The sequence below is a fragment of the Streptomyces sp. TE5632 genome (assembly GCF_054061295.1).
In genome coordinates, this window is record NZ_JBSSEA010000003.1 from 230,381 (window position 1) to 254,332 (window position 23,952).

Consider the following 23,952-nt stretch of genomic DNA (forward strand, 5'->3'; position numbering starts at 1 on the left):
GGGCACCCCGGTAGGGTCGCGGCGTGATCGACTTCGTACGGAACGTCCGGCTGTGGTTCGCGCCCGAGGACGTGCGGCAGGAGGGGGACACGCCCGACTACCGGTTCTCGCTGGCGAACGAGCGTACGTTCCTGGCCTGGCTGCGCACCGCCCTCGCGCTGATCGGCGGTGGCTTCGCCGTGGACCAGTTCCTGCCGGACCTGCGCTGGGGCTGGCGGGTCGGGCTCGCGCTGACGCTGCTCGCCGCCGGGGTGCTGTGCGCTCTGCGCGCGGTCGATCACTGGGTGCGCTGCGAGCGGGCCATGCGGCGCGGTGAGGATCTGCCGGTGTCCCGGTTCCCGGTGCTGCTGAGTCTGGTCGTCGCCGTCGTCGCCGTCGCGATGATCGTCATGGTGCTCGTCGGGTGGGAGGGGTGAGCGGGTCGGCCGGGGCCCGGGCGGCCCGGGACCCCGGGCTGCAGCCCGAGCGGACCCGGCTCGCGTGGCGGCGTACGACCCTCGCGTGCACCGTCGCGTCCGTGCTCGCGGTGCGCACGGCGCTGAGCGGCGGGATGTCGGCTGCCGGGGTGGTCCTGTGCGCGCTGTGCTGCGCCTGCTGGCTGGGGTTCCTCCTGGTCGCCCACCGCCGGATCCACGCCCTCGCGGCCACGGCCGCCCCGGCCGCGTCCTCCCCCCGGCGCCTCACCGCGGCGGTGCTCTGCACCGGGGCCCTGGCCTTGTGCGGGGCGGTCCTCGTCCTGCTGGACGGACCCTAGGCGCGCTGTCCGGAGAGGTCGGTGACGTGGTTCCCGGAAGGCCGCCTCACCGGTCCTCCGTCTCCCCGTCCACGGTGACCACGATCTTGCCCCTGGTCCGGCCCTCCTGGTTCAGCCGGTGGGCGTCCGCCGTGCGTTCCAGCGGGAACGCCTTCGAGACGTGCACGCTCACCACGCCCTGTTCCGCCAGTTCGGACAGGTGTCCGAGGTCCCGGGGATCGGGGCGGACGAAACAGTAGCGGCCTCCGTAGCCCACCACGTCGTTGTCGGCGATCGACGCCAGCCGGCCCTCGGGGGCCAGCAGGTTCGCCGAGACCTTCAGGGCGTCGCCGCCGACCGTGTCGAACACCGCGTCAACGCCTTCGGGGGCGATCCCCCGCACCCGCTCGGCGAGGCCCTCGCCGTAGGACACCGGTTCCCCGCCCAGCTCGCGGACGAAGTCGTGGTTGTGCTCACTCGCCGTGCCGATGACCCGGGCACCGAGGTGGACGGCGAGCTGGACGGCGACGGAACCGACGCCGCCGGCCGCGGCGTGCACCAGGACGGTCTCGGCCCGCTTCACCTCAAGGGCCCTGTACAGCACCTGGTAGGCGGTGAGTCCGGCGAGGGGCAGTCCGGCGGCTTCCTCGAAGGACAGGTTGCGCGGCTTGCGCGCGAGGGCCCGTACCGGGGCGGCCACGTACTCGGCGAAGGTGCCGCGGGAGAGGAAGTCCTCACGCACATAGCCGATGACCTCGTCGCCGACGGCGAACTCGGGGACCGCGACACCGGGCCGTACGACCACACCCGAGACGTCCCAGCCGGGGATCACCGGGAACACCGGGGCCAGGACCGGGTCGAGATGGCCCTCGCGGCACTTCCAGTCGACGGGATTGACGGCCGCCGCCCGTACCTTCACCAGCACCGAGTCCGGGCCGACCCGGGGGTCGTCGACCTCCCCGTACTCGAGCACCTCGGGGCCGCCGTACCGCGCATAACTGATCGCCTTCATGGGGTAGACCCTCCGGCGTCGCCTCCCGCCGCGCAAGCCGAATGGCCGAACGGGTGTGCCGCGTGCGCGTGCGGTGGACGGGGCGTGGCTCCGGTCACGTTTCGCTCACCCCCTGGACGACATACCGACCGGTCGGCATCATGTGTCGGGTACCGTCGCCTGCCCGTAGGAGCGAGAATGAGCCCCGACCACCCGCCCGGACTGGATCTCGACCGGCTGAGTGCCCTGCTCGAGCGGGAGCGCCCCGGTCTGGTGAACGGCCCGCTCTCCGGCCGGCTGATCGAGGGCGGCAGGTCGAACCTCACCTACGCGCTCTCCGACGGCACCGCGCGGTGGGTGGTACGGCGCCCGCCGCTCGGGCATGTGCTGGCCACCGCGCACGACATGAGGCGTGAGCACCGGGTGATCACCGCGCTGCACCCGACCGCCGTGCCGGTGCCCCGCACCGAGTTGCTGTGCGAGGACGAGGAGGTGCTCGGGGCGCCCTTCTACGTCATGGAGTTCGTCGACGGCGTCCCGTACCGGACGGCGGACCAGCTGGTGCCGCTGGGGCCGGAGCGCACCCGTCGGGCCGTGCTCGGCCTGGTGGACACGCTCGTCGACCTGCACGCGGTGGATCCCGGCGAGGTGGGTCTGGCCGACTTCGGCCGCCCCGAGGGCTTTCTGGACCGGCAGCTGCGGCGCTGGGGCAAGCAGTTGGACGCCTCCCGCGACCGGGAGCTGGCCGGGATCGACGAACTGCACGCCGCGCTGGGGCGGGGGCTGCCCCGCTCCCCCGCGCCGGCCGTGGTGCACGGTGACTACCGCCTCGACAACGTCCTGATCGGCGAGGACGACGACGAGATCAAGGCGATCCTCGACTGGGAGATGTCCACGCTCGGCGATCCGCTGACCGACCTCGGCCTGCTGGTGATGTACAGCATGCCGCTGGCCATGCCCGACTCCCCCGTCTCCACGACGGCCGAGGCGCCCGGGCATCCGGCGCCCGCCGAGCTGATCGAGCGGTACGCCGCCCGCTCGGGACGCGACGTCTCCGCGGTGTCCTGGTACACGGCGTTCGCCTGGTTCAAGCTCGCCGTGATCCTCGAGGGCATCCACTACCGCTACACGCTGGGCCAGACGGTCGGCCGCGGTTTCGACCGCATCGGCGATCTGGTCCCCGTCTTCATCGAGCACGGTCTGACCACTCTTCAGGAAGGCTGACGGGACATGGACTTCGCGTTCGACGCGCGCACCGAGGAGCTGCGCGCCAGGCTGCTCGCCTTCATGGACGAGTACGTCCACCCGGCCGAGCAGGTCGCCCACGAGCAGCGCGCCGGGCTGGCCTCACCCTGGGACACCGTCCCCGTGGTGGAGGACCTCAAGGCCGAGGCCCGTCGGCAGGGGCTGTGGAACCTGTTCCTGCCCGACTCCGCGTACGGTGCCGGCCTCACCAACCTCCAGTACGCCCCGCTCGCCGAGATCACGGGCCGTTCCCCGCATCTGGCGCCCACCGCCACCAACTGCGCGGCGCCCGACACCGGGAACATGGAGGTGCTGGCCCAGTTCGGTGACGAGCAGCAGAAGAAGCAGTGGCTGGAGCCCCTGCTGGCGGGGGAGATCCGCTCGGCGTTCGCGATGACCGAGCCGGAGGTGGCCTCCTCGGACGCCACCAACATCACCACGCACATCGAGCGGGACGGCGACTCGTACGTCGTCACGGGCCGCAAGTGGTACATCTCCGGGGCGATGAACCCGGACTGCCGGATCTTCATCGTGATGGGCAAGACCGACCCGGACGGGGCGGACATCCGCCGCCAGCAGTCGATGATCCTCGTGCCCCGCGACACGCCCGGCGTCACGATCACGCGCGCCATGCAGGTGTTCGGTTACGAGGACCACTCCCACGGCGGCCACGCCGAGGTGGTCTTCGACCGCGCGCGCGTGCCGGTGGCGAACCTGATCGGTGAGGAGGGCGGCGGTTTCGCCATCGCCCAGGCGCGGCTCGGCCCCGGCCGGATCCACCACTGCATGCGGTTGATCGGCATGGCCGAGCGGGCGATCGAGCTGATGTGCCGGCGAGCCGTGTCCCGTGACGCCTTCGGCAAGGCACTGGCCCAGCAGGGCGTGGTGCAGAACTGGATCGCGGACGCGCGGGTCGCGGTCGAGCAGCTGCGGCTGCTGGTGCTGAAGACGGCCTGGATGATGGACACCGTGGGCAACAGGGGCGCCCACACCGAGATCCAGGCCATCAAGATCGCCACCCCTCGCACGGTCGTCGGCATCCTCGACCGGGCCATCCAGTTGTACGGGGCGGGCGGGGTCAGCCAGGACTTCCCGCTGGCCGAGCTGTACGCCGGTGCCCGCACGCTGATGATCGCCGACGGCCCGGACGAGGTGCACCAGCGGTCGCTGGCGCGACGGGAGCTGAAGAAGTACCTGTAGGAAGCTCCGGTACCTCAGGGACGGAGTGCGCGCAGCAGCAGGTCGGCGAGGTGGTCGGCGACCTGCTGCGGCGTGAGGGGCCCGTCGGGGCGGTACCAGGTCGACAGGTGGTGCACGGAGCCGAAGTGGTAGTCCACCACCAGGTCGGCCGGGGTCGCCGTGGAGAACACGCCCGCCGCCTGGCCCTCCTCGATCAGGGCGCGGAAGCGCTCGTGGTAGCGGCGGCGCTCGGCCCGTACCTGTTTGTTCTTCTCCGGGCTCAGATGGTGCATGGAGCGGAAGAAGATCGATGCGTCGTCCAGGTTCTCGATCGTCGTGACGACGACGTCGGCCGCGGCGCCGCGCAGGCGCTTCTCGATCGGCTCGTCGGCGCTCGCGTAGGAGTCCAGGCGTTCCTGCTGGAGGCGCAGCATGCGCGCGTAGACCTCGTGCAGCAGGTCGTCCTTGGAGCCGAAGTAGTGGTAGAGCGCGCCCTTGGTGACGCCGGCCGCCTCGACGATCTCCTGCACGGAGGTGCGGTCGTAGCCCTGCTCCGCGAAGAGCCGGGTGGCGGCGGCCAGGAGCCGCTGCGGTACCGGGGGCCCGTCACCGTCCGTCGTCCTGGGCACTGCCGCCACCTGCCTTCCGTGTCGCTGTCGCTGTTCGTTGTCGCTGGCCGCTACCGGCCGTCGTCACCACTGGTCGTCGCCGCCGCCGGTGCCGCCGGCCGTCCCGCGTCGGGGAAAACGGTTCCCCGACGGGGATCTTCCCACCTGCCGTCCGCGACGCGTCGGGCAGGATCTCCGGCTGCCGCGCGGGCTCGCGTGCGGTCACGGCCGGTCATGGCCGTCCGGGCGGCTCACCGGGTGGCCTCCCAGTGCCGCTGGATGCGGTTCATGCCGCCGAGCCAGCGCTCCGGGTCGGCGGCGCGGGCCTGGTAGTACTCGGCGACCTCGGGGTGCGGCAGGATCAGGAAGCGGTCCTCCTCGATGCCGCGGAACAGGGCGTCGGCCACGTCGTCGGGCTCGATCGCGGTCGGCTTGAGCACCAGGTCGCCCGCGCTGCCGCTGTCGGTGAGCATGTCGGTGCGCACACCCTGCGGGCAGATCGCGTGGACCTTCACACCGCGGTGGCGGTACGTCAGGGAAAGCCATTCGGCGAAGGCGTAGGCGCCGTGCTTGGTGACGCTGTAGGGGGCGGTGCCGATCATGGTGAGCAGTCCGGCGGCGGAGACGGTGGAGACGAAACGGCCGCTGCCGCGTTCCAGCCAGTCGGGGAGCAGCGCGTGCGCCGCGCGGACGTGGGCCATGACGTTGACGTCCCAGGAGAGTGCCCAGCCCTGTTCGTCGAGCGGCCCGCCGGGCTCCCCGCCGTCACGGCCGACGCCGGCGTTGGCGCAGTAGACGTCGATCCTGCCGCCGAGCGCGTCCAGGGCCTCGGGGACGACGCGGGACGCGTCGCCCGGGACCGCGATGCCGCCGATCTCCTCGGCGACGGCCTTGACGCGGTCGGCGTCCAGGTCGTTGACGACGACCTGGGCCCCCTGGCCGACGAAGCGACGGGCGAGTGCCGCCCCGATGCCGCCCCCGGCGCCCGTGACGACCACCTTCGCACCCTGCACGGCTTCCACCATCGGACTCCTTCGACGCGGCGGCCGGCCGCCTGCCCGGCCGGCTCTTTTCCCGGTGATTCCGGCGATTTCGGCGATCTCGGCTCGGCCGCGGTGGTGACGCGCCGCGTTGCCGCCGTCACGCCGCTCGCACCACGCCAGACTAACCGGTCGGTATGCCGGGCGGAAGAAGAAGACGGGAACCGGCCAGGTCCGACTCGTTCCCCGGCACGGTTCACGCGCGTTAACGTGCGTGGGCATGACACCGCAGCGATCACGGAGGTCACAGTATGAAGCTGTCCAGACGGAGCCTGCTCGCCACCACCACAGCCACCCTCGCGGCCACCGCGGCCACCGCCGTCCCGGCACACGCAGCCCCCGGACGGGCCCCTGCCGCGGGCCGCAGGCTGCGCACCGGCTTCGAGCAGCTCGCGGCGGACGGTTACGCGCTGCTCGACGGCCGACGCGTCGGTGTGGTCACCAACCCGACGGGCGTCACCCGGGACGTACGGCACATCGTCGACGTCATGCACGCCGACGACCGCGTGGACCTGACCGCCGTGTTCGGGCCCGAGCACGGCTTCCGGGGCACCGCGCAGGCGGGCGGCTCCGAGGGCCGTCACGACGACCCGGCGACCGGCCTGCCCGTCTACGACACGTACCTGAAGAGCGGCCGGCCGCTCGCCGACGTCTTCACCGCGTCCGGCGTCGACACGGTCGTCTTCGACATCCAGGACGTGGGCGCCCGCTTCTACACGTACATCTGGACGCTCTACGACTGCATGGAGGCGGCGCGGCTCGCGGGCAAGCGGTTCGTCGTCCTCGACCGGCCGAACCCGATGAGCGGGCGGGCCGCGCTGGGGCCCGTGCTGCATCCGGAGTTCGCGACGTTCGTCGGGCGGCAGCCGATCTCGCAGGCGCACGGGATGACGGTGGCGGAGCTGGCGCGGTTGTTCAACGCGGAGTTCCTGGCCGATCCGGTGCGACTGGAGACGGTACGGATGTCGGGCTGGCGGCGGTCCGACTTCTACGACGCCTCGGGGCTGCCGTGGGTACCGCCCAGCCCCAACATGCCGACGCCCGAGACGGCCCTGGTGTACGCGGGGACGTGCCTCTTCGAGGGCACCAACCTGTCCGAGGGGCGCGGGACGACCCGGCCGTTCGAGCTGCTGGGCGCGGAGGGGATCGACGGACGCTGGGCGGCCGAGGCGAACGGGCTCGGCCTGGCGGGCGTGCGGTTCCGTGAGGCGTACTTCGCGCCCACCTTCTCCAAGTTCCAGGGGAGGACCGTCGGGGGCGTGCAGCTCCATGTGCACGACCGTGACGCGTTCGATCCCGTACGTACGGGAGTGGGGCTGCTGGTCACCGCCAAGCGGGTGTGGAGCGGATTCGCCTGGCGTCCGGACAACTGGATCGACAAGCTGACCGGCTCCACGCGCGTGCGCACGATGATCGACGCGGGCGCGGACACGGACGAGGTCGTGGCCGGCTGGCGGGACGAACTGGCGGCGTTCCGGCGGATGCGCCGGGAGTATCTGCTGTACCGCTGACGCGCGGGCGTTCGCCCGGCGAGCAGCCCGCCGGGCACGCGCCGTACGGCGACCACGGCGACAGCGGTGACAGCGGTGACAGGAACGGCGGCGGGCCGGGCAGTGGCCCGCCGCCGTCCGGTTTTCGCATGCCGGTCGTCCACCTGCTCACCGAGCACCACCCGCATGTCGTTCACCTCTGCGACCTGCGGCGATGCCGTTCCTGCCGCGTTCGCCGGGACAGCGGGGCGATCAGGGAAGCGATCGGTGCGCATAACGCCGCGCTCTTCAGGAACCCGTGGAGGCCGCGGGGAGTTCCCAGACTGTCGAGGGGTGTGCGCGGCACGCCGCGGCACGGGGGCTCCTCCCGACGGGGACGGAGCGGGACGTCACCGCCGGCATCCCCGCGAGGGAAGGTGAACACGCGTCACTTTCCGCTGCGGCGGCGCTGGAGATGTCCACGAGGGACCACAACTGAATCATCGGACACGGGAGTTGACCGGTGACTCACCACGACCGACCGATGGCCGGCCCGTGACCGCCCGACAAGGGGCCATCGAAAAAAGATGGAGCCGATTCGCGTGTCGATACGTCTACTCGACGACGTCCGTTCGACGACGCCGAAGTGACCGGATTACAGGTGCAGGTGTGACGGAGGTGCAGGATGATGGCCGGTTTCCGAAGTCTGGCGAGACAGGTCCGCGATCCACGGTGCGACCTGGCGCTGCGGCGCTATTCACTGCGCAAGTGCCTCGAGCGATTCGCTCCGTACGGGCACAGGGCGACCTGGGACCATCTGTGCTCACGTGCCGGGTTCGATCCCGAGGACCGCTCCGTCGACCCAGCGCGGCTCGTGGCCGCACTGGACGAACTGGAGGAGGCCCGGGCGGTCTGGCAGTCCTACGAGGTCGAGTTCGCCGAGCGCCGCAGGAAGGAGAAGCACGACGGCCTGCGCAGGCCGGGCAGCGTGGACGACTGGCACCGGCTGACCTGGGGCGGTTTCGGCGTGGCCTGGTGCGACGACCCGCGCGTGCATCCGCGTGAGCCACTGGCCGAGGTGCTGCGACGACTGATCGCCGCGCTGGAACGAGAGCCGGGTGCGGCCTGCCCCGTGTGCCGGGGGGAGCGGCTCATGTGGCGGTACGACCTGGACCACGAGCCGTCGACGGGCCCGGTCTGCACGGACTGCGGAATCCTGGTGCCGCGCCCCGTCCTGACCGCCGAAGCGCTGGCGGACGCCAGGCGGTCGAAACTGCTGGTGTCGGCCTGAGGGGTGTGGGGGCGCGCCGGGGATGCCGCGCCCCCACTGTCACACGGACCCTCGCCCGGGCGGAACCCGGCCCACCCGGTTGCCCGGTCGTCCGCCGGCTGTGTTCTCGGGGTTCTCGGGCTTCTCGGGCAGCAGTCGCGAGCCCGTCAGGCGTTCGCCGAAGACGTCGTCCGGGTTGGACAGGACGCAGGTGTCCAGTGAGAGGCAGCCGCAGCCGATGCAGTCGGTGAGGTGGTCGCGCAGCCGGTTGAGCTGCTTGATGCGCTCGTCCAGTTCGGCGCGCCAGGCCGCGGAGAGGTGCGCCCAGTCGCCCCGGGTGGGAGTACGTTCCTGGGGGAGCTCGGCGAGCGCCCCGCGGATCGTCGCGAGCGGGATGCCGACGCGCTGGGCGGCCCGGATGAACGCCACCCGGCGGAGAGTGTCACGGCTGTAGCGGCGCTGGTTGCCCGTGGTGCGGCGACTGCTGATCAGGCCCTTCGACTCGTAGAAGTGCAGGGCCGACACGGCGGCGCCGCTGCGCGCGGAGAGCTGGCCGACCGTGAGTTCGTGGATCTTCTCCGGAATCTGGGGCACCCCTCGAAGCCTACCCGTCCCGCACGGCGCCGGTCCGTTGACAAGGACCGCACCGCCGACCATGCTAAGCAGTCGCTTAGGCAGACGCGCGCGGGTGGGCGCGTGCGATCACGTGACGCGAAAGGCCGGGACATGGCAGAGCCGAGAATCTTCACGTCCGTCGACGACCTGAAGGCGGCGGTGGGTGAGCAACTGGGGTACACGGACTGGCTGGAGATCGACCAGAAGCGGATCGACCTGTTCGCCGAGGCCACCGGTGACCACCAGTGGATCCATGTCGATCCGGAGAAGGCGGCGGCCGGGCCGTTCGGCACGACCATCGCGCACGGCTATCTGACGCTGTCGCTGCTGCCGCTGTTCGGCCCGCAGCTGCTCTCCGTCGAGGGCGTGAAGATGGGCGTCAACTACGGCACGAACAAGGTGCGTTTCCCCGCGCCCGTCCCCGTCGGGTCGCGGGTGCGTGCCACCGCGAAGGTCACCGCCGTCGACGAGGTGGCGGGCGGCGTCCAGGTGACCACGGCTTTCACCGTGGAGCGCGAGGGCGGCGAGAAGCCGGTGTGCGTGGCCGAGTCGGTGGCCCGCTACTACCTCTGAACGGTGCCCGTCCGGTCGGCGCCGACCATCCGCAGTACGAGATCGGCGTAGAGGGCGCCGACCTCCTCGGGGGTCCGGGCGCCGTTGATGTTGAACCAGCGTGCCACGTCGACGCAGAGGGAGAGCACGGCGCGGGTGGCGCCCCGCACGTCGGGGACGTCGAACTCGCCCGTGCGCACGCCCTCCTCGATGATCCCGCGCACCTCGGCGTCGACCTGCCGGCGCAGGGCGATGATCTCGGCGCGGGCGTCGGGGCCGAGCGAGTCGAGTTCGTACTGCACGACCCGCGCGGTGGTACGCCCGCCGGCGTGCCAGCGGACGAAGGAGCTCACCGCGTCGGCGAGCCGTTCGGTCGGGCTGCCCTCGGCACGGGCCGCGGTACGCAGGATGTCCACGGCCTTCTCGTGGCCGATCCTGCTGATGCGGTGGAGCAGCTCTTCCTTGGTCTTGTAGTGGATGTAGAGCGCGGCCGGGCTCATGCCGGCGCGGCCCGCGATGTCGCGGGTCGTCGTGGCGTGGTAGCCGCGTTCCGCGAACGCCTCCACGGCGGCGAGCAGCAGCCGTCGGGCCGCGTCGGGTGTGACCTCACCCCACGGCTGCGCCCCATCGTCGGCCGTGTCCTCCGCCGCACTCATCGCTCACCCCATTCGCTGACAGGGGTAACACCATACCGGCAAGGGTGAGCGGGCGCTTAGGGCCGGACCGGCGGATCCCGGCGGAGAGGCGGCTGAGCGGCGGGTCCGGTGTCAGAGCTTCTGCAGCGGGTCGTGTTCGGCGAGGAGCTTCTCCAGGCGGGCCTGGTCGACACGGTTCACGATCTGCCCGGCCTCCTGGCGGTCACGGATGACCTTGGCCAGGGTGAAGGCGGAGGTGACGAGGTACAGGACCGCGATGCCCAGGAAGGCGCGGACCCAGGCGTCGGTCTCGAGGTTGAAGATGCCGACCGCGGTGGCACCCATGGCCACTCCGAAGGACGCCACGGCCTGACCGTAGAAGGCGGCCGTGCTCTGCTGCTTGACCGGTGTGTCGCTCATGGGGACAAGAATCGGCGGATGTGGCCGCGGCCACATCCGCTCGGATACCCAGGCAGGTACTCAGAACGCCGAGACTCCGGTCAGGGCGCGTCCGATGACCAGCTTCTGGATCTGGCTGGTGCCCTCGTAGAGGGTCATGACGCGGGCGTCGCGCAGCAGCTTGCCCGCCGGGTACTCGTCGATGTAGCCGTAACCTCCGTGGACCTGGAGGGCGTTGTTCGCGGCGCGGACGGCCGCCTCCGAGGCGAAGAGCTTGGCCTTGGAGGACTCCACGGCGAACGGCTGTCCGCGGTCGATCAGGTCCGCGACCCGCCAGGTCAGCAGTCGGGCGGCGTCGACGTCCACGGCGATGTCGCTGATCAGCTCCTGGACGAGCTGGTGGTGGGCAATGGTCTTCCCGAACTGCTCGCGTTCGCCCGCGTACCGCACGGCCGCGTCGAGCGCGGCCTGGGCTATGCCGACACAGCCCGCCGCGACCGACATGCGCCCCTTGGCGAGGGCGGACATGGCGACCGAGAAACCCTTGCCCTCGGGGCCCAGCATCGCGGACGCGGGCACACGCACGTCCTCCAGCACCAGCTCGGCGGTGGCCTGACCGCGCAGACCGAGCTTGCCGCGCAGGGTGCGACGCGTCAGGCCGGGGGTGTCGGCGGGAACGAGGAAGGCGGACATCCCCTTGTGGCCGGGGGCGTCGGTGGAACGGGCGAAGAGCAGGACCACGTCGGCCCAGGTGCCGTTGGTGATGAACATCTTGGTGCCGTTGATGACGTAGTCCCCGCCGTCGCGCACCGCGCGGGTGGAGACGGCGCCGGCGTCGGAACCCGTGCCCGGCTCGGTGAGGCCGAAGCAGCCGACGTACGCGCCCGAGGTGAGCCCGGGAAGCCAGGCCCGCTTCTGCTCCTCGTCGCCCCAGGCGGCGACCGTCTTGGCGACCAGCCCCAGGGACACGGAGACGATCCCGCGCACGGAGGAGTCGCCGCGGCCCAGTTCCTCGGTCACCAGGCAGTACGCGAGGTGGTCGCCACCGCAACCCCCGTACCGCTCGTCGATCGTCAGCCCGAGGAACCCGACCTCGCCGAGCTTCTTCACGATGCCGCGGTCGACCTCCTCGGCCCGGTCCCAGGCCGTGGCGTGGGGGACGACCTCCCGCTCGACGAATTCCCGGGCGAGCCGGCGGACGGCGCTGTGCTCCTCGCTGAGCTCCAGGTTCATGACGGCCACCCCACTTGATTAGCACTGCTAGTTTTATGGTGCAGCCCTACTATGTGCGCCATGGCCCGACCACGCAAGCCCCTGCTCAGCCCCGACCGGATCGTCGAGACGGCCCGTGCGCTCGTGGACGCGGAGGGCCTCGCGGCCGTCTCCACGCGGCGGCTCGCCGCACAACTGGGGGTCAGTGGGCCCTCGCTCTACAACCACTTCCGCACCAAGGACGAGATCCTCGAGGCGGTGGCCGACTCGGTGAGCGCGCTGGTCGACCTGTCGATGTTCGAGGACGGCCGGGACTGGCGGACCGCGCTGCACGACTGGGCCGTCTCCTACCGCGCCGCACTGCGCGACCACCCCAACATCGTGCCGGTCATGGCACGCGGCCCCGGCCGCCGCCCGGCCGGCCTACGGCTCGCCGACGCGGTCTACGGCGCGATGGTCGACGCCGGCTGGCCGCCGGCGCAGGCCACGTCCATCGGTGCGCTGATGCGGTACTTCATCATGGGCTCGGCGCTCGGTTCCTTCGCCGGTGGTTTCGTGGACGACGCCGGCGCCTACGATCCCGCCGACTACCCCCACCTCGGGCAGGCCCATCTGCTCGCCGAGAAACAGGAGAAGATCGACGAACGGGCCTTCGAGACGGGGTTGACGGCGCTGCTGGACGGTCTGGCCGAGCAGTACGAGCAGGTGCGGGGCGGCACGGCTTAGCCGCGTACGGCGCTGCAAGTGGTGCGGCGGGGATCCGGGGCGGTGGCTGCGCGGACGGTTCGGCCGGCGCCGAAGAGTGCGTGCCGCATGCTGGGGCGCATGACGTCGAAGGACCTCCGGGCCCCCGGGCTCGCCCGGCTCGCCGGGCTGATCGCCGACGAGACACGGGCCGCGTGCCTGCTGGCCCTGCTGGACGGCCGGGCGTGGACGGCGGGCGAGCTGGCGCGGCACGCGGGCGTCGCCCCGTCCACGCTGAGCGAGCACCTGGGCAAGCTGGTCGCCGGCGGGCTGCTCGCCGAGGAACGCCAGGGCCGACACCGGTACGTACGGCTCGCCGACGCGCGGGTCGCCCAGTTGGTGGAGGAACTGGGCGGGCAGGTCGCCCCGGACGCTGCCGTGCGCCCGCGCACCCTGCGGCAGGTCGGCGCGGGCTCGGCGATGGCCCGTGGACGCACCTGCTACGACCATCTCGCCGGCCGGCTCGGCATCGCGGTGACGGACGCGTTCACGGCACGCGGACTGCTCCGCCGGGACACCGGGTTCGCGCTCACCGACGCGGGCCTGCGCTGGTTCGACGCCCTCGGCATCGGACTCGACCGCCGCGGCCGCCGCCCGCTGGCCCGCGCCTGCCTCGACTGGACGGAACGCCGCCACCACCTCGCCGGAGTCGCCGGCGCGGCCCTGTGCCGGCACGCCCTGGACGCACGGTGGTGTGTCCGCATCGGCTCCGAGCGCGCGGTGAAGGTGACGGAGGCGGGCGAGCGGGCGCTGTCCGGACTGCTGGGGATCGAGGAAGCGGCCCTGCACTGACCGGCGCCCCGCCGCGCCGCCCCCGTACCACGCCCTAGAAGACCACCAGGGCTCGTCCGCCCTTGCCCGCCGACATGGTGTCGAAGGCCGCCGGGATGCCGTCCAGGGTGATCCGTTCCGTCACCAGGGCTCCCAGGTCGAAGCGGCCCGCTCGGATGTGTCCGGCGAGGACGGGGAGGTCCCGGGCGGGGTCGGAGTTGCCGTAGACGCAGCCGGACAGGGTCCTGCCCCAGTGGAAGATCTCCAGGGCGTTGAAGGTGACCTGCTGGTCCTTGCCTCCGATGCCGACGACCGTGGTGCGGCCGCCACGCCGGGTGGAGTCCCAGGCGGTGCGGATGGTGGTCGCGCGGCCGACGCATTCGACGGCCGCGTCCACGCCCTGCTTCCCGGTGAGGGCACGGATCTCGCGGGCCGTGGTGTCCGAGGCGACGAGATAGTCGGTCGCCCCGGCGGAGCGCGCCAGTTCCTCCTTGGCCGGGGAGACGTCGACCGCGACGATCGTCGTCGCGCCGGCGATCCGGGCCGACTGGAGGGCGGCCAGGCCCACTCCCCCGACACCGAACACCGCGACCGACTCGCCCGGCCGGACCTGCGCGCAGTGGTGGACGGCGCCGTAGCCGGTGAGCACGGCGCACCCCAGCAGGGCGGCGTCGGTGAGCGGGACGCCGTCCGGAGCGGGCAGGACGCAGGACGCGGGCACCACCGTCTCCTCGGCGAAGGCGGCGACGTTCAGGCCGGGGTGCAGCGGGGTGCCGTCGTCGGCACGGTGGGCGTGCACCCGGGCGGCACCGCCCAGGGCGTCGGCGCACAGCCACACCTCGCCGCGTGCGCAGGCGGGGCAGACGCCGCAGGAGGGCGCCCAGTTGAGGACGACGCCGTCGCCGGGAGCGACACGGGTGACGCCCCCGCCGACGGAGACGACCGTGCCGGCACCCTCGTGGCCGAGCACGGCCGGGACCGGGAGACGCATGGTGCCGTTGGTCAGGGACAGGTCGGAGTGGCAGACACCGGCGGCGGCGAGCCGGACCCGGACCTGGCCGGGGCCGGGCTCGGGCAGGTCGATCCCCGTGGTCTCCAACGGGGCGTCGACGGCGGACAGTACGGCGGCACGGACGGACATGATGGATGGACTCCCCTAGAACTGGAGGGACTTGGTCTGGAGGTACTCGGTCAGGCCGTGCACGCCGAGTTCGCGTCCCACGCCCGACTGCTTGTAACCCCCGAACGGCGCCAGGGGGTTGAAGCGGCCACCGTTGATGTCGACCTGACCGGCATCCATGCGGCGGGCGAACGCCGTCGCCTTGGCCTCGTCGCCGGCCCAGACCGCGCCGGCGAGTCCGTAGACGGTGCCGTTGGCGATGCGCAGGGCGTCCTCCTCGTCCTCGTAGCGCAGGACGGACAGGACGGGCCCGAAGATCTCCTCCTGGGCGATCGTCATGTCCGGGGTGACGTCGGCGAAGACGGTGGGGCTGACGAAGCACCCCTTCTCGCGCGGGGCGTCGGGGCCGCCGGTGACCAGACGCGCGCCCTCGGCGACGCCCTTCTCGATGTAACCGCGCACGCGTTCCTGCTGCTTGGCGTTGACGAGGGGGCCGATACGGTCGCCGTACTTCGCGGCGGCGGCCGCGGCGAGCTCGACGGCCTCGTCGTACTGGTCGCGATGGACCAGCATGCGGGTCCAGGCGCTGCACGTCTGGCCGGAGTTGGACATCACGTTGGCGACCCCGACGTTGACCGCCCGGGCCAGATCGGCGCCGGGGAGGATCACGTTGGCGGACTTGCCGCCCAGTTCGAGGGCGACCTTCTTGACCGCGCCCGCGGCGACGGCGCCGATCCGGCGGCCGACGGCGGTGGAGCCGGTGAAGGAGACCAGGTCGACGCCCGGGTGTTCGGCGAGGGCCTGGCCGGCCACCGGGCCGAGGCCGGTGACCAGGTTGAACACGCCGGCCGGAACCCCCGCCTCGTGCACCGCCTCCGCGAAGAGCCGGGCGACCAGCGGGGTGTCCTCGGCGGGCTTGACGACGATCGTGCAGCCGGCGGCGAGGGCCGGGGCGGCCTTCGCGACGATCTGGTGGAGGGGGTAGTTCCAGGGCGTGATCGCACCGACCACACCGACCGGTTCGTGCAGGACGGTCGAGTTGCCCGTCTTCTCCTCGAAGGGGTACGTCGCCGCCAGCTCGGCATACGAGCCCGCCACCGCGACGGGCACGCCCGCGTGCACGGTCTGCGAGAGCTTCAGGGGCGCGCCGAGCTCGGCCGTCACCGTCCGGGCGATCTCCTCCTGCCGGGCCACCAGCACGTCACGGAGGGCGGCGAGGCGGGCGGCGCGCTCCGCGGGCGGGGTGGCGGCCCAGGCCGGCAGGGCGGCACGGGCGGCCCGTACGGCGGCGTCCACGTCCTCGGCGGTGCCCGCGGGGACGGTGGCGATCACCTGCCCGTCGGCCGGGTTCACGACCTCGATCACGTCCGGGCCGGCGGCGGGGCGCCAGGCGCCGTCGATGTACATGCCGTCATATGCCTTCATCGCGCTTCCTCCGGGGCAGGGGTCGACGTCCGCCACATAAACTAGCGATGCTAATTTCCTGGCGCCAGAGGGACCGTGTCACTCGTTCGGGTAGGGCAGCCGTGCCGGGTTGGAGCAGCTGCGGTCGCCGTGCCGGTCGAAGACGAACAGGCGGGCGGTGTCGACGCCCGGAACGGAGCGGACGGACGCGTTCAGCCCGATCGACGTGGCGCGTCGGCGCGTCTTGCCTCAGCCGGAGACCCTCCGCCGGCCGGAGACCCTCCGCCGGGCGCCGACGGGCCGGCCCGCTCCGTCGGCCGGGACGGCGCGCGCAGCGCCACCCCCGCGGAGAGGAACAGCAGCGCGCCCAGCATGACGAACGGGGCCGCCACGCCCGCCACTCCGGCGATCAGGCCGGCCGCGGCGGGGGTGGCGACCTGGCCCAGCCGGTTGCCGGTCAGGCGGAGGGCGAGAGCGGTGGAGCGCGCGCCGGCCGGGGAGGCCTGGACGACCGTCGTCATGGAGAGCGGCTGGCCGACGCCCAGGCAGAAGCCGAGCACCGCCAGCATCACCGCCAGGACCCACCCGGGTACCGGCAGGGCGATGCCCGCGCAGAGCAGTGCCGCCAGCAGACAGGTCACCGTCAGCAGCAGGGTGCGGCCGAGCAGCCGCAGCAGCGGGGTGAGGACCAGCCGGCAGGCGATGGTGGCCGCGGCCCGCAGGCTGAGCAGAAGACCGATGACGGACGGGGCGATGCCCCGCTGTTCTCCGACCACCGGCAGGTAGGCGGTGAGGATGTCGGTGGCGGACAGCACGGCCAGGCTGACGAAGATGCCGGCGGGCACCCCCCGGGCCCGCAGGATGCGCCCGACCGGGACGCGCGCGCCCGGTGCCGGACGGGACCCGGGCGGCGTCGGACGCTCTGTGCGCCACAGCGAGGTGAACGCCATCGCCGCTCCCCCGCCCGCCGCCAGCAGGGCGAACGCACTGCCGGCGGCCATGTCGGCGCCGCCGACCAGCGCGCCCGCCGCGATCGGGCCGATCAACTGTCCGAGGGAGGCACCGATGGTGAAGTGGCCGAAGTTGCGGTCCTGTTCGTGCGGCGCGGACCGGCGGGCGACGAGCGACTGCGCGCCGATGACGAAGCAGAGGTGGCCGAGCCCCATCACCCCGCTCCACAGGGTCATCGCCCACAGGGAACCGGCGAGCCCGCTCAGGGCGCAGCCACCGGCTATGAGGACCACGCCGACGGACAGCAGGGGCGCGCAGCGGCCGTGGTCGGTGCGCCGGCCGAGCGGCACGGCGGCGAACAGGGGCAGCAGCGCGTACACTCCGGCGATCACACCGACCGCCCGCTCGTCCGCGCCCAGCGCGAGCGCCCGGTAGGAGACGGCGGGCCGGGCCATCGACACGGCCCCCTGCGCGAAGCTGAAGGCGATGACGAGGCGGAGCAGCCAGCCGCGGTTCCCGCCGGGCGCCATGGTCGGGTCCTCTCTCGAGCCGGGCCGGGGTCTCAGATGATGCCGAACAGGATTCCCGCTGCGAGGATCACCAGACAGACCAGGGCCGCCCACTTCACCACGAACCGCGTGTGGTCGCCGAACTCGACCTTCGCCATGCCGACCAGGACGTAGACCGCGGGGACGAGCGGGCTCGACATGTGCAGGGGCTGGCCGACCAGCGAGGCACGGGCCATCTCCAGCGGGGAGACGCCGTGGGCCGCGCCCGCCTCGGCGAGGACGGGCAGGACGCCGAAGTAGAAACCGTCGTTGGACATGAAGTAGGTGAGCGGCAGGCTCAGCAGTCCGGTGACGAGCGCCATGTGCGGGCCCATGCCCTCGGGGACGATGTCGACCAGCCAGGTGGCCATGCCGTCGACCATGCCGGTGCCCTGGAGGACGCCGGTGAACACGGCGGCGGCGAAGACCATGCCGGAGACGTTCAGGACGTTGTCGGCGTGGGCCGCGATACGGGCCTTCTGGTCGGGGATGTGCGGGAAGTTGACGGTGAGGGCGGTCGCGGCGCCGAGCAGGAACAGTACCGGGATCGGCAGCAACTGCATGATCATGGCGGTGAGCAGGACGATCGTGAGCAGCGCGTTGAACCAGTACAGCTTGGGCCGCAGGGTGGGGCGGTCGGGGTCCAGGCCACGGAAGTCGTCGGCGCCGTCGGCCTCCGGGCCCGCGCCGGGACCGTCGGCGGGGAGGGCGCCCTTGCCCGAACCGGCGCCGGAACCGGAAGCGGTGCCGGTGCCCGCGCCGACCAGCGCGGTCGCGGGACGGCGCACCACGGTGTCCGCCCCGGCGTCGGTCTGCTCCGTCTCCAGCGCCTCGTCCAGGGTCAGCACGCCCAGCCGCCGGCGCTCGCGCACCCCGAGCGCGTACGCCAGGACGAAGACGCCCAGCAGACCGGTCAGCAGCGCCGGGATCATCGGCACGAAGAGGTCGCCGGCGTCGAGCTTCAGCGCGGTCGCGGCACGGGCCGTCGGGCCGCCCCAGGGGACGGTGTTCATCACGCCGTTGGCCATCGCGGCGACACCGGTCATCACGACCAGGCTCATCTTCAGGCGCTTGTACAGGGGGTACATCGCCGAGACGGTGATCATGAAGGTGGTGGAGCCGTCGCCGTCCAGCGACACGATCGCGGCGAGGAGCGCGGTGCCGACGACGATCCGCATCGGGTCGGCCTTGCAGAACCTGAGGATCCCGCGGACGATCGGGTCGAAGAGCCCGACGTCGATCATCACACCGAAGTAGACGATCGCGAACATGAGCATCGCCGCGGTGGGGGCGAGGGTGGACACACCGTCGATGACGTAGTCACCGAGGTGCGCACCCTTGCCCACGAAGACACAGAACAGCGCGGGGATCAGCACGAGCGCCGCGATCGGCGACATCTTCTTCAGCATGATCAGGACCAGGAAGGTCGCGATCATGGCGAAGCCGAGGATGGTCAGCATGGGGGGGTACCTAACGTTCGCCCTTGAACATCCCACCGGGGACGGCGGTGCGACGACGTTAGGACCCCCGAAGCCGCGTTAACAAGACGTTGACATGCGAGCAATAAGCGCAAAACACCAGGTCACAGCTTTGCTCAGGTCAGCGCGGTGCGCTTTTCGGTCACGAGGCGGTCATGGGTTGTCCCCGGGGGCGATCTCGACGGGCACCCCGTTGAGTACGGCGTTGCCCGACAGCGGGTCGAGGAGGCTGCCGTCGAGCAGCTGGTTCACGTTGACGCCGGGGTCGGTCGTGGCGTGCCGCAGCCGGGTGCCGGGCCGGTCGTGGCCCCAGCCGTGCGGGAGGCTCACCACGCCCCGGCGTATCCCGTCGGTCACCTCGGCGGGCGCGGTCACCTCTCCCCCGGCGCCCTTGACCCGTACCGGCCCGCCGTCGCGGATGCCGAGGCGTTCGGCGTCGTCGGGGTGGATCTGCAGGGTGCACCGGTTGGAGCCGCCGGTGAGGGCGGGGACGTTGTGCATCCAGCTGTTGTTGGAGCGCAGGTGGCGGCGGCCGACGAGGGCGAACCCGCCGGGGCGTTCGTCGAGGGCGGCACGCAGCCGGGGCAGGTCGGCGGCGATCGGTTCCGGCAGCAGCTCCACCCGGCCGCTGCGGGTCCTCAGGGGGTGCGGAAGGCGCGGGGGCGCAGTGGGCCGAGGTCGATGCCGTGCGGGTGGGCGAGCAGTTTGTCCAGGCTGAGGCCGTCCGGTTCGGCGCCGAAGCCGTCGCCGTAGGGGCCGAGGCGGAGCATCATGTCCAGCCGCCGCTCGGGCCCGTCGTCGCCGGTGAGCAGTTTCGCGAGTTCCTCCGGGTCGCGGCCGTGCACCGGGGAGTGCGGGTCGTTCACCGCCTTGCCGAGGGTCTGGTCCACGACCAGCCGGTCGACGGCCGCCGGGTCCGTACCGTGCTTCCCCAAGCTCTCGGCTCCGCTCGAGCAGGGGAGACCCCAATCCGTGACGGCGAGGACGAGCCGGGCCAGGATCTCGGTCTCCGCCATGCGGCCGGGCTCCAGTGGGAGCGCGGGGCGGGTGTAGCGGACCTGGTTGCGCACGGCGAGGGCGTTGAAGGCGAAGTCGTGGTGCGGGCTCTGCGCGGGCGGGGGCGGCGGGAGGACGACGTGGGCGTGGCGGGAGGTCTCGTTGAGGTACGGGTCGACGCTGACCATGAAGTCGAGTGAGGCGAGGGCCTTGTCGAGGCGGTCGCCGTCGGGTGCGGAGAGAACCGGGTTGGCGGCGACGGCGATGAGGGCGCGCACCGGCTCACCCCCGTCGGTGGCGGTGTCGATCTCCTCGGCGAGGGCGGACAGCGGCAGTTCGCCCTTGGTCTCGGGGTGCCGGCTCACCCGGGAGTGCCAGCGTCCGAGGGCGAAGCCGCGGCCGGGTCCGGCGGGGCGCGGGGCCCTGGCGGTGGCGGCCAGCGGGAAGAGGACGCCGCCGGGTCGGTCGAGGTTGCCGGTGAGGGTGTTGAGGACGTCCACGAGCCAGCTGGCCGAAGTGCCGTGCGGGACGGTGCAGCTGCCGATGCGGCCGTAGACGGCGGCGGTGGGGGCGGCGGAGAGTTCGCGGGCGAGGGTGCGGATGGTGGCGGCGTCCACGTCGCAGGCCGGGGCCACGGCTTCGGGGGTGAAGTCGTGCAGCGCCGCGTCGACTTCGTCCACACCCTGGATGTGCGGCGCCCGCTCCCCCAGGTCGACGAGGCCCTCGTCGAACAGGACGCGCGCCATGGCCGCGAGCAGCAGTGCGTCCGTGCCGGGCCGGATGGCGATGTGCCGGTCGGCGAGGCGGGCGGTGCGGGTGCGGCGCGGGTCGATGACGGTGAGGGTGCCGCCGCGGGCCCTGAGTGCCCGGAGGCGGCCGGGGAAGTCGGGTGCCGTGCACAGACTCCCGTTGGATTCCAGGGGGTTGGCACCGATCAACAGCAGGTGGTCGGTGCGGTCCAGGTCGGGTACGGGGATCGCGTTGGCGTCGCCGAAGAGGAGCCCGCTCGAGACGTGCTTGGGCATCTGGTCGAGGGTGGAGGCGGTGAAGAGGCTGCGGGTGCCGAGGCCGGCGATCAGGACGGGCGGGTACAGGGCACCGGCCACGGTGTGCACGTTGGGGTTGCCGAGGACGACTCCGACGGAGTGCGGGCCGTACCGTTCGACGACGGGCCGGACACCGGCGGCGACCGCGTCGAACGCCTCCTCCCAAGTGGCCTCGCGCAGCTCGCCGTCGACCCGGACGAGGGGGGTGCGCAGCCGGTCGGGGTCCGCGTCCAGGGCGGGGAAGGAGGCGCCCTTGGGGCAGATGAACCCCTTGCTGAACACGTCGTCACGGTCGCCCCGGGCGCCGGTGACGCGTCCGTCGTCGAGGGTGAGGGTGAGGCCGCAGGTGGCCTCGCACAGCGGACAGATGCGAAGGGCGGTGCGGGGCACGGGGCCTCCCGGGTACGGCGGCGGTGACGCGCGGGCGGACGGGCGGACACCCGGAGCATACCGACCGGTACGCATGTGGGGGAGCCTCTTGCAGGGACCTTCTCGGCCGATCGGCCGAGCCGCCCCGGACGGTCAGTCCAGTACCCGCGCCGGACAGGCCCGCAGCATCTCCCGCAGTTCGGCGATGACCTTCTCGTCGCCCTCGGGCGCCGTGTGGAGGGCGAGGTGGATGAGGGTGCCGGCGGTCTCGACGCGATGAGGAAGGCGCGGCGCGGGTCCTCGTCGGGTTCGCGTCGCAGGTGGCCGGAGAGCAGATCGGTGAGCCGGTCGGCACTGCGCCGTTGCACGGGTGCGCTGCAAAGCGACGTCGCGTGGGGCACGGACCTCATGACGCCCGTCGGGTCCCCTCCGGCGCACCTCACCCCCCGACAGGGCCGCGGCCCTCCGCCATGGAGGAGGGCACGGCGGGGGCACGGTCTGGCGCCTGGCGGGAGTCGCGGTCGGGGCCGGTTCCGAGACCGTGATGTCGACCGTGCTCTCCACCGGCTTTCCGCGTACGGCCCACACCGAGTCGTCGTCCGCGTAGAGGCGGGCGGTGACCTGGTGCGTGCCGCGCCGGACGGTGTGGGCGGGGAGGTGGTGACCGGGGGTGCGCAGCTGTGCGACGAGGCGGTCGTTCACGTAGAGGTGGGCGAGGCCGCGGCCGGGCACCGCCCGGCGGGCGGTGCCGTCCGGCGAGAAGCGGAAGTTGCGCACGGTCAGCCGTACGTCCCAGCCGCCGTCGGCGTCGGGCGTCACCTCGACTCCGACCTCGGGTGCGTCCTTCTCCTCCACCTCGCGGCAGGGACGGCCCTCGTCGTCCTGCTCCTCCAGGAGCCTGCCGACCGGTGAGGGCGACTCACCGTTCTTCCCCCGTTCCGCACGCGCGCCGCAGCCCGTGGTTCCGGCCAGCAGTACGACACTGACCGCGAGTGCGGTGACCGGCTTCCCCGTCCACACCATGCCGGGGAGCGTAGAACGCGGGTACGGATTCCCGGATCCCCCCGGAGTCGGGTTGCCGCGTCCTCCGCCAAGAGCAGGACGCGGCCCGGGAGCGGGGACGGCCGCGACACGAGGGACGGGATCGCGCAGCCCTCTTGCGCCGGGGAAACCGCAATCCTACGGTATTACATAGGAATCGCACGCAAGGGAGCAGCGAAGATGAGCGATGGGGGCACCGCCCGCGCGAGCACATTCGAGCGTGGGGGAGCGCGCAAGACCGCCGAGGGACTCGACCACCTCTCCGGTTTCGGCAACGAGCACAGCTCCGAGGCGCTCCCGGGCGCCCTGCCCGAGGGACGCAACTCACCTCAGCGCGCGCCGCTCGGGCTGTACGCGGAGCAGCTGAGTGGTACGGCGTTCACCGAGCCTCGGGCCGACAACCGCCGCTCCTGGCTGTACCGGATCCGCCCGTCGGCCGCGCACCCGGCGTTCACCCGCACGGGCAACGGAGCGGTCCGCACCGCGCCCTTCACCCAGACCGTGCCCGACCCCAACCGCCTGCGCTGGAACCCGCTGCCCGCGCCGGCGGAGGGCACCGACTTCCTGGCCGGCCTGTGGACGCTGGGCGGCAACGGCGACGTCACCCAGCGCACCGGAATGGCGGTGCACCTCTACCACGCGACCGCCTCGATGGAGCGGGTGTTCAGCGACGCCGACGGTGAGCTGCTGATCGTCCCGGAGCAGGGCGGGCTGCTGCTGCGCACGGAGTTCGGACTGCTCCATGTGGAACCGGGACACATCGCGCTGATCCCTCGCGGGGTGCGCTTCCGTGTGGAGCTGCTGGACGCCTTGGCCCGCGGTTATGTGTGCGAGAACTACGGGGCGCCGTTCCGGCTCCCCGACCTCGGCCCGATCGGCGCCAACGGGCTCGCCAACGCCCGGGACTTCCGGGCCCCGGTCGCCGCGTACGAGGACGTCGAGGGGCCGGTGGAGGTGGTGAACAAGTTCTGCGGCAACCTGTGGTCGGCCACCTATGACCACTCCCCGCTGGATGTCGTCGCCTGGCACGGCAACCATGTGCCGTACGCCTACGACCTGCGCCGTTTCAATGCGATGGGCACCATCTCGTACGACCACCCGGACCCGTCGATCTTCACGGTGCTGACCTCGCCGAGCGACACCCCGGGGCTGGCCGGGGTGGATTTCGTGGTCTTCGCCCCGCGCTGGCTGGTGGGCGAGGACACCTTCCGGCCGCCGTACTTCCACCGGAACGTGATGAGCGAGTACATGGGCCTGATCGAGGGCGCGTACGACGCGAAGGCGGAGGGCTTCGTCCCCGGTGGGGGCTCGCTGCACAACATGATGTCGGCGCACGGCCCGGACCGGGAGACCTTCGAGAGGGCGAGCTCCGCCGAGCTTCGCCCGCAGAAGATCGACGACGGCCTGGCCTTCATGCTCGAGACCCGCTGGCCGCTGACCCTGACCCCCGAGGCGGCCCGGGCGGAGCACCTGCAGCAGGGCTACGACAACGTGTGGCAGGGTCTCGAACGTCACTTCCGCCCGTTGCACTGAACG

General features: G+C 72.2%; 22 protein-coding genes and 2 pseudogenes. 11 read left to right on the forward strand and 13 right to left on the reverse strand.

Annotated elements, in window-relative coordinates; translation table 11 throughout:
• Positions 1 to 23: 23 nt before the first annotated feature.
• Positions 24 to 416: a YidH family protein gene (locus ACVW19_RS06115; protein WP_457457307.1), complete on the forward strand. Its 393-nt coding sequence runs from the start codon at positions 24 to 26 to the stop codon at positions 414 to 416.
• The gene (locus tag ACVW19_RS06120) at positions 413 to 754 is read left to right on the forward strand and encodes a DUF202 domain-containing protein (protein ID WP_457457309.1); all 342 of its coding nucleotides are present in this window, start codon (positions 413 to 415) and stop codon (positions 752 to 754) included. Before ACVW19_RS06115 ends, ACVW19_RS06120 begins: the two co-directional genes overlap by 4 nt.
• A gap of 46 nt (positions 755 to 800) precedes the next feature.
• Here the strand turns inward: ACVW19_RS06120 and ACVW19_RS06125 are convergent, their stop codons facing one another.
• Positions 801 to 1,745 carry an NADP-dependent oxidoreductase gene (locus tag ACVW19_RS06125; RefSeq protein WP_457457311.1) on the reverse strand — a complete coding sequence of 315 codons (945 nt, stop codon included), beginning with the start codon at positions 1,743 to 1,745 and terminating at the stop codon, positions 801 to 803.
• Positions 1,746 to 1,922: 177 nt separating this feature from the next.
• Between ACVW19_RS06125 and ACVW19_RS06130 the strand changes: the two genes are divergently transcribed.
• Positions 1,923 to 2,948 carry a phosphotransferase family protein gene (locus tag ACVW19_RS06130; protein ID WP_457457313.1) on the forward strand — a complete coding sequence of 342 codons (1,026 nt, stop codon included), beginning with the start codon at positions 1,923 to 1,925 and terminating at the stop codon, positions 2,946 to 2,948.
• 6 nt (positions 2,949 to 2,954) lie between these two features.
• Positions 2,955 to 4,169 carry an acyl-CoA dehydrogenase family protein gene (locus ACVW19_RS06135; protein ID WP_457457314.1) on the forward strand — a complete coding sequence of 405 codons (1,215 nt, stop codon included), beginning with the start codon at positions 2,955 to 2,957 and terminating at the stop codon, positions 4,167 to 4,169.
• 14 nt (positions 4,170 to 4,183) lie between these two features.
• On the opposite strand, the gene ACVW19_RS06140 is transcribed toward ACVW19_RS06135, so the two are convergent.
• Positions 4,184 to 4,777: a TetR/AcrR family transcriptional regulator gene (locus ACVW19_RS06140; RefSeq protein WP_109380545.1), complete on the reverse strand. Its 594-nt coding sequence runs from the start codon at positions 4,775 to 4,777 to the stop codon at positions 4,184 to 4,186.
• A gap of 230 nt (positions 4,778 to 5,007) precedes the next feature.
• Entirely contained in the window at positions 5,008 to 5,781 is a 774-nt protein-coding gene (locus ACVW19_RS06145; protein ID WP_457457315.1) for an SDR family oxidoreductase, read from the reverse strand.
• 266 nt (positions 5,782 to 6,047) lie between these two features.
• Here ACVW19_RS06145 and ACVW19_RS06150 point away from each other — a divergent pair, with 266 nt between their 5' ends.
• Positions 6,048 to 7,307 (forward strand): exo-beta-N-acetylmuramidase NamZ family protein, encoded by a 1,260-nt coding sequence (locus tag ACVW19_RS06150; RefSeq protein WP_457457317.1) that lies wholly within the window; start codon positions 6,048 to 6,050, stop codon positions 7,305 to 7,307.
• A gap of 646 nt (positions 7,308 to 7,953) precedes the next feature.
• Entirely contained in the window at positions 7,954 to 8,556 is a 603-nt protein-coding gene (locus ACVW19_RS06155) for a hypothetical protein (protein ID WP_457457319.1), read from the forward strand.
• Positions 8,557 to 8,595: 39 nt separating this feature from the next.
• On the opposite strand, the gene soxR is transcribed toward ACVW19_RS06155, so the two are convergent.
• Positions 8,596 to 9,129, reverse strand: a complete 534-nt coding sequence (gene soxR / locus ACVW19_RS06160; protein ID WP_457457321.1) for a redox-sensitive transcriptional activator SoxR — start codon at positions 9,127 to 9,129, stop codon at positions 8,596 to 8,598.
• Between the two features lie 132 nt (positions 9,130 to 9,261).
• On the opposite strand from soxR, the gene ACVW19_RS06165 reads away from it, so the two are divergent.
• The gene (locus ACVW19_RS06165; protein ID WP_457457323.1) at positions 9,262 to 9,723 is read left to right on the forward strand and encodes a MaoC family dehydratase; all 462 of its coding nucleotides are present in this window, start codon (positions 9,262 to 9,264) and stop codon (positions 9,721 to 9,723) included.
• Here ACVW19_RS06165 and ACVW19_RS06170 read toward each other — a convergent pair.
• The 3 genes from ACVW19_RS06170 to ACVW19_RS06180 form a co-directional block, all read right to left on the reverse strand.
• The gene (locus tag ACVW19_RS06170; RefSeq protein WP_457457324.1) at positions 9,714 to 10,358 is read right to left on the reverse strand and encodes a TetR/AcrR family transcriptional regulator; all 645 of its coding nucleotides are present in this window, start codon (positions 10,356 to 10,358) and stop codon (positions 9,714 to 9,716) included. The two genes, ACVW19_RS06165 and ACVW19_RS06170, sit on opposite strands and share 10 nt — an antisense overlap.
• A gap of 111 nt (positions 10,359 to 10,469) precedes the next feature.
• Entirely contained in the window at positions 10,470 to 10,757 is a 288-nt protein-coding gene (locus tag ACVW19_RS06175) for a YiaA/YiaB family inner membrane protein (protein WP_189560488.1), read from the reverse strand.
• Positions 10,758 to 10,817: 60 nt separating this feature from the next.
• A complete protein-coding gene (locus ACVW19_RS06180; protein ID WP_457457327.1) occupies positions 10,818 to 11,969 on the reverse strand; it encodes an acyl-CoA dehydrogenase family protein in 1,152 nt (383 codons plus the stop codon).
• 60 nt (positions 11,970 to 12,029) lie between these two features.
• Between ACVW19_RS06180 and ACVW19_RS06185 the strand changes: the two genes are divergently transcribed.
• Both ACVW19_RS06185 and ACVW19_RS06190 read left to right on the forward strand, forming a co-directional pair.
• Complete coding sequence (locus tag ACVW19_RS06185) at positions 12,030 to 12,674, forward strand: TetR/AcrR family transcriptional regulator (protein WP_457457329.1); 645 nt, start codon at positions 12,030 to 12,032, stop codon at positions 12,672 to 12,674.
• A 99-nt stretch (positions 12,675 to 12,773) separates the two neighbouring features.
• Positions 12,774 to 13,484, forward strand: coding sequence for an ArsR/SmtB family transcription factor (locus ACVW19_RS06190; protein WP_457457331.1), 711 nt, complete (start codon positions 12,774 to 12,776; stop codon positions 13,482 to 13,484).
• A gap of 34 nt (positions 13,485 to 13,518) precedes the next feature.
• Here ACVW19_RS06190 and ACVW19_RS06195 read toward each other — a convergent pair whose 3' ends face one another.
• The 6 genes and pseudogenes from ACVW19_RS06195 to ACVW19_RS06220 all read right to left on the reverse strand — a co-directional run.
• Positions 13,519 to 14,604: a zinc-binding dehydrogenase gene (locus tag ACVW19_RS06195; RefSeq protein WP_457457332.1), complete on the reverse strand. Its 1,086-nt coding sequence runs from the start codon at positions 14,602 to 14,604 to the stop codon at positions 13,519 to 13,521.
• Positions 14,605 to 14,619: 15 nt separating this feature from the next.
• Positions 14,620 to 16,008 (reverse strand): aldehyde dehydrogenase family protein, encoded by a 1,389-nt coding sequence (locus tag ACVW19_RS06200; protein WP_457457334.1) that lies wholly within the window; start codon positions 16,006 to 16,008, stop codon positions 14,620 to 14,622.
• A 191-nt stretch (positions 16,009 to 16,199) separates the two neighbouring features.
• Positions 16,200 to 17,468 (reverse strand): MFS transporter, encoded by a 1,269-nt coding sequence (locus tag ACVW19_RS06205; protein WP_457457336.1) that lies wholly within the window; start codon positions 17,466 to 17,468, stop codon positions 16,200 to 16,202.
• Between the two features lie 32 nt (positions 17,469 to 17,500).
• Positions 17,501 to 18,946: a CitMHS family transporter gene (locus tag ACVW19_RS06210; protein ID WP_457457337.1), complete on the reverse strand. Its 1,446-nt coding sequence runs from the start codon at positions 18,944 to 18,946 to the stop codon at positions 17,501 to 17,503.
• Between the two features lie 171 nt (positions 18,947 to 19,117).
• Positions 19,118 to 21,396, reverse strand: a pseudogene (locus ACVW19_RS06215) (molybdopterin oxidoreductase family protein).
• Between the two features lie 132 nt (positions 21,397 to 21,528).
• Positions 21,529 to 21,734, reverse strand: a pseudogene (locus ACVW19_RS06220) (TetR/AcrR family transcriptional regulator); the annotation flags it as partial.
• 265 nt (positions 21,735 to 21,999) lie between these two features.
• On the opposite strand from ACVW19_RS06220, the gene ACVW19_RS06225 reads away from it, so the two are divergent.
• Together ACVW19_RS06225 and hmgA are read left to right on the forward strand one after the other, a co-directional pair.
• Entirely contained in the window at positions 22,000 to 22,287 is a 288-nt protein-coding gene (locus ACVW19_RS06225; RefSeq protein ID WP_457457339.1) for a hypothetical protein, read from the forward strand.
• A gap of 309 nt (positions 22,288 to 22,596) precedes the next feature.
• On the forward strand, positions 22,597 to 23,949 hold the full coding sequence (hmgA, locus tag ACVW19_RS06230; RefSeq protein WP_457457341.1) for a homogentisate 1,2-dioxygenase: 1,353 nt from the start codon (positions 22,597 to 22,599) through the stop codon (positions 23,947 to 23,949).
• Positions 23,950 to 23,952 lie beyond the last annotated feature (3 nt).

Bases quoted from the DNA above. Each gene is read 5' to 3' on its own strand.
- hmgA (WP_457457341.1), top strand. From the start codon at position 22,597: ATGAGCGATGGGGGCACCGCCCGCGCGAGCACATTCGAGCGTGGGGGA.
- ACVW19_RS06175 (WP_189560488.1), bottom strand. From the start codon at position 10,757: ATGAGCGACACACCGGTCAAGCAGCAGAGCACGGCCGCCTTCTACGGT.
- ACVW19_RS06145 (WP_457457315.1), bottom strand. From the start codon at position 5,781: ATGGTGGAAGCCGTGCAGGGTGCGAAGGTGGTCGTCACGGGCGCCGGG.
- ACVW19_RS06210 (WP_457457337.1), bottom strand. From the start codon at position 18,946: ATGCTGACCATCCTCGGCTTCGCCATGATCGCGACCTTCCTGGTCCTG.
- ACVW19_RS06200 (WP_457457334.1), bottom strand. From the start codon at position 16,008: ATGAAGGCATATGACGGCATGTACATCGACGGCGCCTGGCGCCCCGCC.
- ACVW19_RS06185 (WP_457457329.1), top strand. From the start codon at position 12,030: ATGGCCCGACCACGCAAGCCCCTGCTCAGCCCCGACCGGATCGTCGAG.
- ACVW19_RS06180 (WP_457457327.1), bottom strand. From the start codon at position 11,969: ATGAACCTGGAGCTCAGCGAGGAGCACAGCGCCGTCCGCCGGCTCGCC.
- ACVW19_RS06170 (WP_457457324.1), bottom strand. From the start codon at position 10,358: ATGAGTGCGGCGGAGGACACGGCCGACGATGGGGCGCAGCCGTGGGGT.
- ACVW19_RS06130 (WP_457457313.1), top strand. From the start codon at position 1,923: ATGAGCCCCGACCACCCGCCCGGACTGGATCTCGACCGGCTGAGTGCC.
- ACVW19_RS06205 (WP_457457336.1), bottom strand. From the start codon at position 17,468: ATGGCGCCCGGCGGGAACCGCGGCTGGCTGCTCCGCCTCGTCATCGCC.
- ACVW19_RS06135 (WP_457457314.1), top strand. From the start codon at position 2,955: ATGGACTTCGCGTTCGACGCGCGCACCGAGGAGCTGCGCGCCAGGCTG.
- ACVW19_RS06190 (WP_457457331.1), top strand. From the start codon at position 12,774: ATGACGTCGAAGGACCTCCGGGCCCCCGGGCTCGCCCGGCTCGCCGGG.
- ACVW19_RS06195 (WP_457457332.1), bottom strand. From the start codon at position 14,604: ATGTCCGTCCGTGCCGCCGTACTGTCCGCCGTCGACGCCCCGTTGGAG.
- ACVW19_RS06155 (WP_457457319.1), top strand. From the start codon at position 7,954: ATGGCCGGTTTCCGAAGTCTGGCGAGACAGGTCCGCGATCCACGGTGC.
- ACVW19_RS06150 (WP_457457317.1), top strand. From the start codon at position 6,048: ATGAAGCTGTCCAGACGGAGCCTGCTCGCCACCACCACAGCCACCCTC.
- ACVW19_RS06125 (WP_457457311.1), bottom strand. From the start codon at position 1,745: ATGAAGGCGATCAGTTATGCGCGGTACGGCGGCCCCGAGGTGCTCGAG.
- ACVW19_RS06165 (WP_457457323.1), top strand. From the start codon at position 9,262: ATGGCAGAGCCGAGAATCTTCACGTCCGTCGACGACCTGAAGGCGGCG.